This window comes from Blautia sp. 2227st1_G12_2227SCRN_220401, from assembly GCF_039062885.1.
Taxonomy (GTDB): Bacteria; Bacillota; Clostridia; order Lachnospirales; family Lachnospiraceae; genus Blautia_A; species Blautia_A fusiformis.
Genome location: NZ_JBCLNI010000008.1, coordinates 80,077 through 94,867, shown reverse-complemented (window position 1 = coordinate 94,867; position 14,791 = coordinate 80,077). Strand labels below are relative to the sequence as shown.

Annotated in this window: 12 protein-coding genes; 3 read left to right on the top strand and 9 right to left on the bottom strand. The window is 45.8% G+C overall.

Translation table 11 applies throughout. From position 1 onward, the window contains the following. Window positions 1-10 precede the first annotated feature (10 nt). The 4 genes from trpC to trpE all read right to left on the bottom strand — a co-directional run bounded on the left by trpC (window position 11) and on the right by trpE (window position 4,068). A complete protein-coding gene (gene trpC / locus ABCM67_RS05935; RefSeq protein WP_147602924.1) occupies window positions 11-805 on the bottom strand; it encodes an indole-3-glycerol phosphate synthase TrpC in 795 nt (264 codons plus the stop codon). Between the two features lie 129 nt (window positions 806-934). Beyond that, window positions 935-1,948: an anthranilate phosphoribosyltransferase gene (gene trpD / locus ABCM67_RS05930; protein ID WP_114002278.1), complete on the bottom strand. Its 1,014-nt coding sequence runs from the start codon at window positions 1,946-1,948 to the stop codon at window positions 935-937. 57 nt (window positions 1,949-2,005) lie between these two features. Next, window positions 2,006-2,584: an aminodeoxychorismate/anthranilate synthase component II gene (locus tag ABCM67_RS05925; protein ID WP_114002277.1), complete on the bottom strand. Its 579-nt coding sequence runs from the start codon at window positions 2,582-2,584 to the stop codon at window positions 2,006-2,008. Further along, the gene (trpE, locus tag ABCM67_RS05920; protein ID WP_147602923.1) at window positions 2,581-4,068 is read right to left on the bottom strand and encodes an anthranilate synthase component I; all 1,488 of its coding nucleotides are present in this window, start codon (window positions 4,066-4,068) and stop codon (window positions 2,581-2,583) included. The genes ABCM67_RS05925 and trpE overlap by 4 nt, the downstream gene beginning before the upstream one ends. A 516-nt stretch (window positions 4,069-4,584) precedes the next feature. Between trpE and ABCM67_RS05915 the strand changes: the two genes are divergently transcribed. Beyond that, complete coding sequence (locus tag ABCM67_RS05915) at window positions 4,585-5,262, top strand: GTP pyrophosphokinase family protein (protein WP_021652156.1); 678 nt, start codon at window positions 4,585-4,587, stop codon at window positions 5,260-5,262. Window positions 5,263-5,275: 13 nt separating this feature from the next. Here ABCM67_RS05915 and ABCM67_RS05910 read toward each other — a convergent pair whose 3' ends face one another. The 5 genes from ABCM67_RS05910 to ABCM67_RS05890 form a co-directional block, all read right to left on the bottom strand. Beyond that, complete coding sequence (locus ABCM67_RS05910; protein ID WP_059086062.1) at window positions 5,276-6,259, bottom strand: AraC family transcriptional regulator; 984 nt, start codon at window positions 6,257-6,259, stop codon at window positions 5,276-5,278. A 213-nt stretch (window positions 6,260-6,472) separates the two neighbouring features. Next, window positions 6,473-7,540, bottom strand: coding sequence for a substrate-binding domain-containing protein (locus ABCM67_RS05905; RefSeq protein ID WP_118368704.1), 1,068 nt, complete (start codon window positions 7,538-7,540; stop codon window positions 6,473-6,475). 98 nt (window positions 7,541-7,638) lie between these two features. Continuing rightward, window positions 7,639-8,646: an ABC transporter permease gene (locus ABCM67_RS05900; protein WP_092068559.1), complete on the bottom strand. Its 1,008-nt coding sequence runs from the start codon at window positions 8,644-8,646 to the stop codon at window positions 7,639-7,641. A 3-nt stretch (window positions 8,647-8,649) separates the two neighbouring features. Next, entirely contained in the window at window positions 8,650-9,642 is a 993-nt protein-coding gene (locus ABCM67_RS05895; protein ID WP_059086065.1) for an ABC transporter permease, read from the bottom strand. Continuing rightward, window positions 9,642-11,147 (bottom strand): sugar ABC transporter ATP-binding protein, encoded by a 1,506-nt coding sequence (locus ABCM67_RS05890; RefSeq protein WP_059086913.1) that lies wholly within the window; start codon window positions 11,145-11,147, stop codon window positions 9,642-9,644. The genes ABCM67_RS05895 and ABCM67_RS05890 overlap by 1 nt, the downstream gene beginning before the upstream one ends. A gap of 257 nt (window positions 11,148-11,404) precedes the next feature. Between ABCM67_RS05890 and ABCM67_RS05885 the strand changes: the two genes are divergently transcribed. Beyond that, window positions 11,405-12,970: a response regulator gene (locus tag ABCM67_RS05885; RefSeq protein WP_059086066.1), complete on the top strand. Its 1,566-nt coding sequence runs from the start codon at window positions 11,405-11,407 to the stop codon at window positions 12,968-12,970. Then, window positions 12,967-14,790, top strand: a complete 1,824-nt coding sequence (locus ABCM67_RS05880) for a histidine kinase (protein WP_110102891.1) — start codon at window positions 12,967-12,969, stop codon at window positions 14,788-14,790. The genes ABCM67_RS05885 and ABCM67_RS05880 overlap by 4 nt, the downstream gene beginning before the upstream one ends. The last annotated feature ends 1 nt before the right edge of the window (window position 14,791 follow it).

Sequence of the window (14,791 nt, the reverse complement as noted above, 5' to 3'; positions counted from 1 at the left end):
CGTTTGGCCTTTATACAAGCGCTCCACCATTCAGATTTTCCAATGCAGCTTTCTTATCCGGGCTTCGCATCAGAGTCTCACCGATCAGGACTGCACCTACCCGGTTTCTTTCCAGGATAGCGATATCACCTGCGTTTTTGATTCCGCTCTCAGACACAAATACCACATTGTCCGGTGCCAGGTTTCGAAGACGGATGCTGTTATTCATATCAACCTTAAAGGTTTTCAAGTCACGGTTATTTACACCGACGATCTTTGCACCTGTCTTTAATGCTCTTGCCACTTCATTCTCGTCATGAGCTTCCACCAGTGCATCCATTCCCAGAGTTTCTGCAAGCTCTCGGTATTCCAGGAGTTCCTGGTCATTTAAGATAGCACAGATCAGAAGCACTGCCGATGCACCAAATGCTTTTGTCTGATAGATCATGTACTTATCCACCGTGAAGTCCTTCCGAAGGACCGGAATATCCACTGTTTCTGTGATCTCACGGAGATAAGTATCACTTCCCATGAAATAAAATGGCTCTGTGAGGCAGGAGATCGCAGATGCACCTGCTGCCTCGTATTCTTTCGCAATTTCCAGATACGGAAATTCCGGTGCGATCAGCCCCTTGGAGGGGGAAGCTTTTTTTACTTCACAGATGTAGGACATACCCGGCTTTTTCAACGCTTCCAGAAAGGACGGCTGCTGTGGTGCTTTTTCTGCCAGGGTTTTCAGCTGATCCAGAGGAAACTGACGTTTTTCCTTCCGGATACGTTCTCTTGTTTTTTCTGCGATTTCCTCCAGAATGTTTTTTTCGCTCATTCTTTGTTTGTCTCCTTGATATTTCAGTTCAACTCTCATTCGGCAATTTCAAGAAGTCTGACAGATTAATGTTTCCGTTCGTATCTCTTCCGATAGGAATTGCCGATTTCTCTTCTGCCGCTATTATTTTCAAATCTCGTTACTTAATTTGATAAATTCCGCAAGCTTGGCAGCAGCTGCACCACTGTCGATCAGATCTTCAGACATTCTTACGCCGACTTCCAGGCTCTCTGCCTTTCCTGCGATATAAAGTGCTGCACCAGCGTTCATGCAGACCGCCTGACGCTTCGGGCCTTTTTCGGTTCCGTTTACAATGGCTTTTGTGATCTCTGCGTTCTCTGCCGATGTGCCGCCTGCCAGATCTTCTTTGCTGCAGCGTGTATAGCCGAACTGCTCCGGTGTGATCTCATAGGACTGGAACCATCCGTCCTTGATCTCGCACACAGAAGTCGGTGCGCTCATGGAGATCTCATCCAGCTTATCCTGCCCGAAAACTACCATTCCACGGTTCACGCCAAGCTTCATCATAACCTGTGCCAGCGGCTCTACCAGAGACTGGTCAAAGACTCCCATCAGCTCCATGTTTGCGCCTGCCGGGTTGCTTAATGGTCCGAGAATATTAAATACCGTGCGGATTCCCAGCTCTTTACGGATCGGTGCCACATATTTCATGGCAATATGATAATTCTGGGCGAACAGGAAACAGATGTTGATCTTTTTCAGGATCTCTGCACTTTTTTCCGGCGGAATGGTGATCTTTACGCCAAGTGCTTCCAGAACATCTGCTGCACCGCTCTTGGAAGATGCTGCACGGTTTCCGTGTTTTGCTACCGGAACGCCACCTGCTGCGATCACAAGAGAAGATGTCGTAGAAATGTTAAAGGAGTTTGCTCCGTCACCACCGGTTCCTACGATTTCCAGAACATTCATATCGTGGAGAAGCTTGATGCAGTGTGCACGCATTCCGGCTGCTGATGCAGTGATCTCATCAATAGTCTCTCCTTTCAGGGAAAGTGCAGTAAGGTAGGATGCCATCTGTACCGGTGTTGCCGCTCCGTCCATGATCTCATTCATTACGGCTTCTGCTTCGTCATATGTAAGATCTTCTTTTTTTGAAAGCTTGATGATTGCTTCTTTGATCATTGTTGTTTCCTCCTGTTCTGTAACGATTCTATCTTTTATGGATTGCTGTTCTCTGTCTTATCTGTCTCTGATAACCTTCATAAAGTTCTCGATCATTGTTTTTCCATCCGGTGTCATAACAGATTCCGGATGGAACTGTAATCCGAATATCGGATATTCTTTATGCTCCAGTGCCATCACCTCTCCGTCCTCAGACTCAGCGGTAACAACCAGTTCCTCCGGTAAGGTATCCCGGATAGCTGCCAGTGAGTGATATCTGGCTGCCGGAAAAGTTTCCGGAAGTCCTTCAAACATCCGGCTCTTTCCAACTTTATGTATCTCTTTCTGCTTTCCGTGCATCAGCTCTTTTGCGTAGGATACTGTCCCTCCGAAGGCTTCACAGATGGACTGATGTCCAAGGCAGATACCCAGGATCGGCAGCTTGTCTTTGAAATATTTTATGGATTCAATACAGATTCCCGCATCCTCCGGTTTTCCCGGACCAGGGGAAAGGATCAATGCCTCCGGCTTCATGGCCTCCAGCTCTTTGATGGTCACTTCATCATTTCTTACCACTTTGATATCCGGCTTCACAGAACCGATCAGCTGGTAAACATTGTAGGAAAAGCTATCATAATTATCGATCAGTACTATCATTCCAGTCCCTCCTGTGCAGTTTCGATTGCCTGTACAACGGCTCTTGCCTTGTTGCAGCACTCCTGAAATTCACTTTCCGGAATACTGTCTGCTACGATCCCTGCTCCTGACCGGATACAGATCTCACCGTTTTTCTTATAAACCAGGCGAATGGCAATACATGTATCCAGGTTTCCGGCAAAATCCAGATATCCGATAGCACCGCCGTAAATGCCTCGCTTGCTCTGTTCCAGTTCCTGGATGATCTGGCAGGCACGGAATTTCGGTGCTCCGGAAAGTGTTCCTGCCGGAAGGATGGCATCCACTGCATCCACCGCATCCCTGTCATCCCGGATCTGGCCGGTAACTGTGGAACCAATATGCATCACATGAGAAAAACGCTCGATGCACATATATTTTTCTACGTTCACGGTACCGATCTTACTGATCTTTCCGATATCATTTCGACCAAGATCCACCAGCATGTTATGCTCGGCACGTTCCTTCTCATCAGCCAGGAGTCCTTTTTCCAGCGCCAGATCTTCTTCTTTTGTCTTGCCTCTTGGTCTTGTTCCTGCAAGCGGGAAGGTACTTAATTCTGTTCCTGCAAGCCTGGCAAGTGTTTCCGGGGAGGCTCCTGCAATCTCAATATCATCACTGGAAAAATAAAACATATAGGGGGACGGGTTTGTGGCCCTTAAAACACGATAGGTATCAAAAAGGCTTCCCTCTGCTCTGGCTCTCATGGGATTGGAAAGCACCACCTGGAAGATGTCTCCCTCACGAATATAATGTCTGGCGGTTTCTACCATCTCACAGTATTTTTCTTTCGGGAACTGCGGCTCAATGGAGGATTGCAACTTCAGGGATGGAAATTCCTTCTGCTCTCCCTTTCTGATCAGATCTGCCATCTCCTGCAGTTTCTTTTCTGCCTTTCCAAAAGAGTTCTCCAGATCATCTGTCATCACCCCTGTGATCAGAAGCACCTTCTGTCTGTAATGATCAAAGGCAATGACCTGGTCAAAGAGCATTAGATCCATATCTCTGAAATCTTCTACCGTCTTATCGGTAAGCTCCAGCTTCGGTTCACTGTATTTAATATAATCGTAGGAAAAATAGCCTACCAGGCCGCCGGTAAAGGTTGGCATTTTTTCCAGTACCGGGCTTTTGTATTCCTTCAGGATCTTTCGAATAGCATCTCCGGGATGTTTTACCTGCTGCTTTGTTATTTCTTCGGTACCGTCCTCATGGATCTTTCGGATCTGAAGATTTCCATCGGTACAGGTGATCTCCATGGATGGTTCATATCCCAGGAAGGAATAGCGTCCCCATACCTCTGTCTGGCTGGCACTTTCCAGCAGATAGCAGTGTCTGCTGGCTGTGCGAAGAGTCCGCATCACTTCTACAGGTGTATAGCGGTCGGAATACAGTTCTCTGCATACGGGAATACGCCGGTATTCCCCTGACTTTGCGATTTCTCTTAATCCTTCTAATGCTGGATACATATTCAGTCCCTCCTGATCTACATTTATGTAACAAAAAAAGCCCGTCTCCGGCAGAATCCAGTTCTGCCAGGGACGAGCGTTCAAAATTCAATACACCCGCGGTGCCACCCTGCTTCACAGTATGACCTGTGCACTTGTCGGAATACCTGCATATTCCCGGCAACTGACGTATGCCTTCACGTCACAGAATACTCGGTATCCGGGATACCTTTCCCTGTGCCCTCAGCGGTCCATTTAGTAAACTGCTTCTCGACCCGGCTCTCACCCTCCCGGATTCTCTGTGCGCGCATGAAAACTTTTATCTCCGCTTCAACGGTTTAGTGGTTTACTTGATTAAACTTTTCATATAAAATAGCACAGGATTTTTAATCTGTCAATACAAAAGTTGAAAAAAATGTCATTTTATTCTATAATTATCTTATCACATTGCCGAAAAATAACAGGAACAGATCAGAATCTGTCTTTACTGTTTTCAGCAGATTTCACATACGAAAGGAGTTTCTCTCAAAAAATACCATGGCAAAAGAAAATACCAATACCTGGCTGGATACACCGGATCCCCGGGTTTTTATCAAAAATTCCGCAAAATTTAACGACCTGATGATGATGTACCGCTGTACTGTCCGGGAGGTCCGTACCAAGCTGGAAGTCCTCAACGATGAATTTTCCGTGGAATATAAACGTAATCCCATTTCTTTTATCAAAACCAGGATCAAAAAACCGGAAAGCATTTACAAGAAGCTTAAGAAGCTTGGCTATGAATTTACAGCCGAGAATATCCAGAATCAGCTGAATGATGTAGCCGGCATCCGGGTTGTGTGCGCTTTTATCGATGATATCTACACCATTGCGGATCTGATCTCCAAACAGGACGATATCACTGTTATCCAGGTAAAAGATTACATCAAAAATCCAAAGCCCAACGGCTACCGCAGCTATCACATGATCGTAGAAATCCCCGTATTTTTCTCCAAAGGAAAAACACCGATGAGAGCCGAGATCCAGATCCGTACCAACGGCATGGATTTCTGGGCCACACTGGAGCATCAGCTTCGTTATAAGCAGAATATCGAAGAAATGGATGGATATGAAGAAGTCAGTGATGAACTTCTCAACTGCGCCAGAGCTGTCATCGACATGGATAATGAGATGCAGCGGATCAAGGATAAGATCGGACAGTTCCACGACATTTAAAAAGCAGGTGGGGTTAAAGCCTCACCTGCTCTTTTTCGCTGTTCTTTACCCGGAATGCTCTGGGTGTCATATGATAATGTTCTTTAAATACCCGGTGAAAATAACTGTTATTCTCATATCCCACCGCGGCAATGATATCACTGATGGGAAGATCTGTGTCACACATCAGTTCCACCGCCTTGTTCAGACGTTTTCGCTGAAGAAGTTCCTTAAAGTTAAATCCTGTCGTTTTTTTGATCATCTTGCTTAATACATGCATGGGCAGATGAAGACGGCTGCACAGCTCTGTCAGGGTAGCTGTCCGGTATTTCTGCTCAATGTAGTCCAGTGTGGTCATGGAGATCATGTTTTCGTACTGGTTGGGAAGACGCATCTCCACGTACTGTACGGATTCCACCAGGTACATAAAGATCAGGCCCATTGTGGTCTGATTAATCCGTTCCCGGTTCTCTTCTCCATTTACCAGGGAATAGATGATGTTTTCCAGAAGATTCTGGATCTGTAGCACCTCTGCCACCTTAAAATGCAGATATTCTCCCCGTTCCTCATCCTGTCTGAGCACATTCACAAGAAAATCTGCCAGCATATTATCATTGCCGGTCATGGAATAAGCCACATCAAAAAACTCCGGCAGCACCATAAAGTTAATGGCAATATCGTTCTGTCCAGCCTTCAGGATCTCATGTTTCGTAAACTGGTTGAGAAAAAGCAGCTCACCCTTATTAACGATGACTTTTTTGCCATCAATGATGTTAGTCAGAGAGCCTTCGCAGACATAGAGCACTTCCACGAAATTATGCCGGTGTGCCGGAAAATGCACAAAACGGGTATGGGTACGGACCGCGATCAGCCGGCCTTCCTCCAGCATTTTTCCGCTGTCCACGGTAAAGTCCCTGCCAGAGGTATAAAGGTCTCTGTCCACCTCTGCCTCTCCATCCAGGATCTTTCGTTCTTCTTCTGTGATCTTTCTCAGCTGATCCAGTAGCGCCTGCTGCATGCCTTCCTCTCCTTTATCCGTTTCTTCTTTCTTTGTTCCTCTTTATCCTCATTTTAGCACTGCTGTCACATCCACACAACTAAAATCCTCATATAAAAGATCTGCGCAAAAGAACCTCCAACGTCTCTGCACACAGAAACAGGCGGAGTCCAAAGACCCCGCCTGCTCTGAAAGGATTTATCATATGAATATTACAGTCAATATGAGGATTGATTAGTACAGCTTAGCCATCTCCTCGATGTTGCTTGTATCGAATTTCAGAGGTGCACCAAGAACAACCTCTGTACCGCCGTCATCTGCCTCTGTTACTGTGTAGTCACCAAGGTCACCAGCTGTGAATTTGTCATCTTTAGCACCTGTGATGTCTTCGTTGATCAGGGCGATTGTTGTGTAAGCGCTGAGTTTTCCAAGGCCCTGCATATCCCACAGGTAGAAGTATGGGCAGGAATGAGAATCATCATCACCTGTGTACTCCTGCATCTCAGATGGAAGTCCAAGTCCTGTCAGTTTACACTCAGAACCGTTATCCTGAAGATATTTAGCTGCTGCTGCGATACCAACTGTTGTAGGTGCGCAGATAACCTTCAGATCCTTGTAGTTCTGAAGAAGAGCTGCTGTCTGGTCTGTGGATTTCTGCGGCTCATCATCACCGTATACAACGTCTACAAGCTCAAGCTTGCTGTATTTGTCATCGCCTTCCATGATGGTCTTCATTGCATCGATCCATGCATTCTGGTTAGCGGACTGAGATGTAGCGGAAAGGATAGCGAACTGTCCTTCACCACCGGAAATATCAAGAACTGCATCCATAAGTGCCTGAGCAACTTCTTTTGTACCAGCCTGGTTTACGAAAATCTCACGGCTGTCTTTGTTCGGTGCAGAATCGAAGGAAGATACCTTGATTCCCTCATCCATAGCTTCCTCAAGCTTAGCCTGAAGAGCGTTAACATCGTTAGCGGAAATACAGATTGCATCAAAGTCCTGGGAAATCAGGTTGTCAAGAACCTTGATCTGTGCATCAGCTGTAGCTGTCTCAGGATAAACGACCTGAACCTCGCCGCCTTCAGCCTCTACTGTCTCCTGGAAAGATTTCGCTGCGATCTCGAAGAATGCATTACCAGCTGCTTTACCAACCAGAGCGATCTTTTTGTCTTTTGCGGAATCGCCAGCTGCTGCTTCTGTCTTAGTATCATCTTTTTTGTCATCTGCTGCAAGAACCGGGCAAACTGTACCAAGAACCATTGCTCCACAAAGGATTGCGCTAATTACCTTTTTTTTCATTGTTGTTCCTCCCTACAAGAATATAATTTTTTTATATGCTGCTGCCTCCGCTACACCAATGGAGGCAGCTAACAATCATATGGGTTTCAAAAGTGATATTAGTTTTTCTTCATTGCGACTGCTTTTTTCACATCGCCGATGATATTCGGAAGAGCTACTGCTGCTACCAGAAGTACACCGATGATGAGAAGGATCACCTGAGCATTTACGTTCTTCTGTCCAAGGCCAACTCGTAAGCATACGATGATGAATGCAGAAATGATACCGCCGGCCAGGTTACCTTTACCACCTGTGGAGGAGATACCTCCGAATACTGCCATTGCAATGGCATCCATCTCAAATCCGTTACCGGTTGTTGTATTTGCACCGTAGGAAGAGGATACCAGGAATACTGCGCAAAGTCCGGACATAAGTCCCATAACTGTATAGATGATGAAACGGATCTTCTCTACGTGAACACCTGCGTAATAAGCTGCCACACGGTTTGTTCCGATCGCATATGTACGGCGTCCGAATGTGCTCTTTCCAAGAAAGATCGCAAAAAGTACACCAAGGATCAGCACCAGGAAAAGAATATATGGAATATTTCCAACCTTTCCACCGATAGCACGGAAGCCATCTGTGTTTGTGATCGCAATACTTCCGCCTGCTCCAAGTGTTACCTCAGCGATACCACGGAAGATGATCTGTGTTGCCAGTGTTACGATCATTGGAGGCAGCTCCTTGAAACGGGTAAGGATAAATCCGTTAACCGCACCACAGAGGGCACCAACAACCAGTGCTGTAAGTACTACTACAATGAACGGAGCGTTTGTGTTGCAGACCATACAGCTTAAGGTAGCGGAGAGACACACGATCGCACCTACGGAAATATCAATCTCGCCTAATACCAGGATGTACGCCATTGGAAACATCATGAATACCTCTGCAAGGTAAACCGGCATCTGACGAAGAACACTCTTCATATTATAAAACTCAGAAAATGATGCGCAGAAAATATTTACCAGGATAAAGAGAATGACCAGGATGCCTTCCCAACTGAATATGATGTGTTTCATCGGATTTTCCGGCACATTGTTAATACTTCTTCCAGATTTTCCAGCCATGATTTACATCTCCCTTCCCTTTAATGCGTTTTTATCTGCGATTCTCTGCAGAACAACGTTGATCACAACTACTACCAGGATGATAACACCCTTGATCATGTTCTGCCACAGTGAACTGATACCTACAAGCGGAAGAGCTTTTGCGATCGTTGCAAGGATAATGGAACCGAGGAATGCACCTACTACGGTTCCACGTCCACCGCTCATGCTTACACCACCGATAACGCAGGCTGCGATAACATCCATCTCACCGCCGTACTGCATATCAGGCATTGCAGAAGCATAAACAGATACCTGAAGTGCTCCGCCAAGACCTGCGAGGAATCCCATGATCACATATACAAGAAGGTTGATATTCTTTGCATTGATACCGGAAACCTGTGCTGCGCTTGCATTACTTCCTACTGCGTAGATCCTTCGTCCTGTTCTTGTCCATTTCATAAAGAAGAAGAATACCACATAGCATACGATGATCACCCAGATAACCTTGTTGATCCCAAGGAAGCTGGTTGTTGCAAAATTCTTAAACTCACCAAGAGCTGCGGCACTTGCCCACTCACCACCGTGGGAAACAAGATAACCCATTGCTCTGTAGATGTACATAAAGCCCATGGTTGCAATGATAGGCGGAACGTTTGCTCTTGAGATCACAAGACCTACAACCAGTCCGCAGGCAATACCGATCGCCATTGCAATGATGAAAGCAAGTAATGTACTTGTGATATGTCCGTATTTCAGGAGCATACCGATGGACATACCGGAAAGTGCCAGAGTTGACATGATGGAAATATCGATTCCGCCTACCAGCATGACACACAGCATACCAAGTGACATTACCATTGTTACTGCATTATTTTTCAGCATCTCCATGAGTGACTTCGGCGTAAGGAATGACGGGCTGATCACTGTGACAACGGCAAACAGCACGACCACGATAATTGCCAGCAGAGCCTCTCGGGAGCCTGTAATCTTCTTGATAACAGATTTCTTTTCCATTATTTAGTCCCCTTTCCAGTGCTCTTTTCCATGGACAGCTCAAGGATTCCTTCCTGTGTTGCCTCTCCCCTGTTCAGTTCACCTGTCTTACGGCCGTTGCACATAACGATGATACGGTCAGACATTCCAAGGATCTCAGGCATCTCGGAAGAGATCAGGATGATGGCATAGCCCTTCTTCGCAAGATCTCCCATGATTGCATAGATCTCGGCTTTTGCACCAACATCGACACCCTTTGTCGGCTCATCCATGATAACGACCTTCATTTCCTGAGCAAGTGCCTTGGCAACAACAACCTTCTGCTGGTTACCACCGGACAGTGAGCTTGCAGGCTGGAAAATATCAACAGCCTTGGTATCTACTTCTTCAAGAAGCTTCTTGGAAAGCTCTCTTTCTGCTTTCTCGTCATTGAATCCGGATTTTGCATATTTGCTGATGATCGGAAGGGTTACGTTTCTTCCAAGGCCCCAGCTCATGACAAGGCCCTGCTTCTGTCTGTCCTCAGGAAGAAGGATGATACCTTTTTCCATTGCTTCGGAAGGAGTCTTGATATAAACCTCTTTTCCCTCAAGGAAAACCTTTCCTTCGTCCGGATGGGTGATTCCGCTGACAGCTTCCATAACCTCTGTACGTCCTGCACCGACCAGACCGGTAAGACCTACGATCTCGCCTGCACGTACATTGAAGGAAACATCCTTGAAAAATCCTGTTCTGGAAAGATGTTCAATACGAAGCATCTCATCTCCCAGCTTAACCTCCGGCTTCGGGAACAGATCATTGATCTCACGTCCAACCATTGCCTTGATCAGATCTGCGTTTGTGATCCCGTTCACATCATAGGTTCCGATATACTGAGAATCACGGAATACGGTAACTCTGGAAGCCAGACGGTACATATCCTCGAAACGGTGGGAAATAAAGATAATGGAAACGCCATTCTCTTTCAGCTTATCAACCAGTGTGTAAAGCTTCTCCGACTCGTTTCTGGTAAGTGCTGCTGTAGGCTCATCCAGAATGATGATCTTTGCATTTGTGGAAAGCGCTTTGGCGATCTCAACCATCTGCTGCTGTGCAACAGAAAGAGTTCCCATCTCAGCGGTTGCATCAAAATCTGCATCCAGCTCACCTAAGTACTTGTTCGCCTCCTGATTCATCTCTTTCCACTGGATCATATGATGTTTGATGATCTCGTGACCCATAAAAATATTTTCTGCAACTGTAAGGTGCGGATATGATGTCGGATGCTGATATACGGCTGCAATACCTGCCTCCTGGGCATCCTTCGGACCCTTGAAGTCAACCTTCTGTCCGTTCAGGAACATCTCACCTTCTTCTGCTTTATGTACTCCGGTAATAACCTTGATAAACGTAGATTTACCAGCACCGTTCTCACCCATCAGTGCGTGAACCTCACCAGGCTTGAGCTGGAACTGTACATTATTCAGAGCTTTGACACCGGGGAATATCTTCGTAATACCTTTTAATTCAAGAACATATTCTGACACGGCTCTTTCTCCTCCCTTTCCTTTAATCTGATTATATTCTATCATTCGGCCCACAGGTTGATAATGGGAATATTTTTGGATAAGGGTAAAATATTCTTCTTTTCCCTGTAAAATATTACTCATAAACCATTGTCCCATTCTCGTATTTCTATATATTTTATGCTATAATGATAACGCTGACGTTACAGTTTTCTGGGAATATAAACAGAGCTGTAAACGGCCGATTTACGAAGCTATGCTCGATTGGAGAATTGTATATGAAATTACTGATCGTCGATGACGAAGAACTTACGCGTACCGGACTGATCTCATCTATCGACTGGGATTCTCTGGGGATCACCGAGATCCTTCAGGCAGATGATGGTGTGAACGGACTGGAAATGGCCAGACTGTATAAACCTGAGATCATTCTCTGCGATGTACGGATGCCGCGGATGACAGGCATTGCCATGCTGGAACGTCTGGAGAAATTCCTGCCGGACAGTATCCCTATCTTTATGAGCGGATATTCTGACAAAGAGTATCTGAAAGCTGCCATCAAACTAAAAGCCATCAATTACATCGAAAAGCCTCTGCATCCCGAGGAAGTACAGGCGGCAGTTCTGGAAGCGCAGACTCTTTACAAACAAAAGCTCCGCTCCCATCGCGGCGAAGCGATCCATTCTCAGGAAATCGCTACCCGGCTGGCACAGCAGCTGACTCTTCCACCTTCCGATAACAACAAAATTGCAGATCTCTGTCTGGAGCTGGGACAGCCGGAGCTTCTTGAGAACGGCATGAATTTTACCTCTGTGATCGTAAAGCTTAATGAATCTGTGGAGGCTTCCGGTATTTTCCTGGAAGATCTCCAGAACGACATTTCCTGTTTTCTGGAGCATTACCATCTGAAATGTCTTTTTGTGGAAAAAAGAGTTCAGTATCTGGTCCACCATATATATGGAAGGAATGCCCTTTCCCCGACTACCCTTTCCGCAGTGGGAAGCTATATTTCCAGACAATATGACACCTGCGGAAAGCATCTGATCGCAGCCGGAAATACCGTAACGGATATTTTCAGGGTTTATCAGTCCTACGCTTCTGCCGTGATCCTTCTGCAGAACTGTTTTTTCTTTCCGGAAAAAACATTTCTAACGGAAAATGCCATCCGCCTGCTTTCACCGAAGGGACCGGTTCCGGATTCCCTGCATTCACCGGAAAATACTTTTTCCAAATATCTCCTGGCCGGAGAAGAAGAACCCTGTTTTCAGTTTCTTGATGAGCTTTTCCGGTATTATAGCTGCAATCACACATTTATGCCTAACCAGATCCGTGATCTTTATTACCAGCTATTTAATACACTTTCGGCTTCCCGTAAAAAAAATCAGCTGGAAACCGAACTTCATGAAAAGCAGGATCTGATCGTAGATACGTTAAACAACGCCTTCACCTACGAAGAGCTTCACAAAGCTCTGAAAGAAAAAACCGCCCAGTATTTTGAAGATGCGAAAAATTCCCAGCCGGAAAATTCCACGATCTTTATGATCAAGGATTATATCAGCCGGAACTATATGAACGATACACTTTCCGTAAAAGATATCAGCGGCCATGTATACCTTTCCGCATCTTATGTATGCACTTTTTTCAAAAGTGAGACCGGACAGACTCTCAATCAATATCTGACAGAATACCGAATGGAAAAGGCCAAGCAGCTGCTTTCCGATCCCAAATACAAGATTTCCGAGATTTCTTCCAAGGTAGGCTATACGGATGGCAATTACTTCGGAAAAAGCTTCAAAAAATACTCCGGCTTTTCCCCGTCTGAATACCGGGAGAAAATGTCATGAGGGCCCTCTGGCGCCGTTTCAAAAACGGCTACCTGAATTTAAACCTGCAGACAAAATTCACCATTGCCCTGATCAGCATTGTGGTAATTCCTGCCTGTCTTACCGCCTTTCTTTTTTATGGACGACTTTATAGCATGGTGGTTTCCAATACCATCCGGCAGGAACAGGACGCCTCCGCAAAAACTGCACCTCTGATCGAACGGACTATGGATACGATCCTCGCTACTACCCGGAATATTACAGGACAGAATTTTTTTCAGGAACTTTTTTATATGCCGGTCAGCGATTCAGCAGAACAGCTTGCAACATCTAACCATGCCACTGATTTTAAAAATGCCGTTCAGCGTCTGACCACAGATTCCATTGTTACCGATGTACAGATCTATGTGGATTTTCCTGATGATCTGAAGACACTGGATACTTATCCCAACACTAAGAATATCCTTGCTCCCTTAAGTCAGGCGAAAGGTACCTACTGGTACGGTATCTTTCAGGGAAACCGGAACACCCAGGAAATGTTCTGTCCTTCCTTCTATCTTGGTCCCAGGGAAAAAAAGAATTATGGTGATATGGCATATATCTGCCCTTTAAGCCTTTATTATCACTCCACTGCCTATAAGGCTTATCTGGCAGTGTATTATTCCGATGACAAGCTTACTTCCATTCTTTCCGACAATCTATCTCTGGAAGGAAGTGTTTCATATATTGTAAACGAACGTGATGCCATTGTTGCTACCTCAGATTTGTCATTATCCGGAATCTACCAACTGGATTACGACACCATCAAGGCTTCCTTTATGTCTTCCAATAACTTCATTGAGCGGAACATTCTGGACACAAAGGTTTATGCCGGTTTTTACAGCATTTCCAATACGGACTGGTTTATGGTAACGGTCCTTCCTTCCCCGCCGCTGATCCATGCGAGCAACCGACTGATGGTCCAGATCGTACTGATCTATGCAGTTTTTCTGGTTCTGGCTCTGATTTTTGCCAATGTACTGGCTCATTCCATTACCGGAAGACTTTCTTCTGTGATCCGGCAGATGCAGACCGTCCGCCACGGCCCGCCTACTCCTATGGAAAGTCCACAGGCACATGATGAGATCGGTAATCTTATCGATACCTACAACTATATGACTCGAAAAATGGAGGAACTGATGGAGAAGCAGGCTAAGGCTGCAGAAGATCTCCGGATCGCAGAATTCAATTCCCTCCAGGCACAGATCAATCCGCATTTTCTTTATAATACCATGGATATGATCAACTGGATGGCACTGCAGGGACAGACCGATGAGATCAGTCACGCAGTGCAAAGTCTTTCCCGTTTTTATAAGCTGACTCTGAGCCGCAAAAAAGGAATCTCTACCATTGCAAGGGAGCTGGAGCATGTAACCATCTACGTGCAGCTTCAGAATATGCGCTACCACGACAGCATTGAGCTGATCACGGATATCCCGGATGAGCTTTCAGAATACCAGATCCCGAAGCTGACTCTTCAGCCTGTTGTGGAAAATTCCATTCTTCACGGGATCCTGGAAAAAGAATCAAAATCCGGAACTATTGTTATTACCGGATGGATGGAAAATGAGGATATTGTTCTTCTGATTTCCGATGACGGTGTTGGGATTTCGCCGGAAATCCTGTCAACTATCCTTTCCGGAAAGGGAAAAAGCCAGTCCGGCGGCACCAATATCGCAGTTTATAATACCCACCGGAGACTCCAAATTCTCTATGGAAATAATTACGGACTCACTTATTCCAGCAAGCCTGGAGAGGGGACAGAGGTTGAGATCCGCTTCCCTGCACATCGCGAAAAGTAAC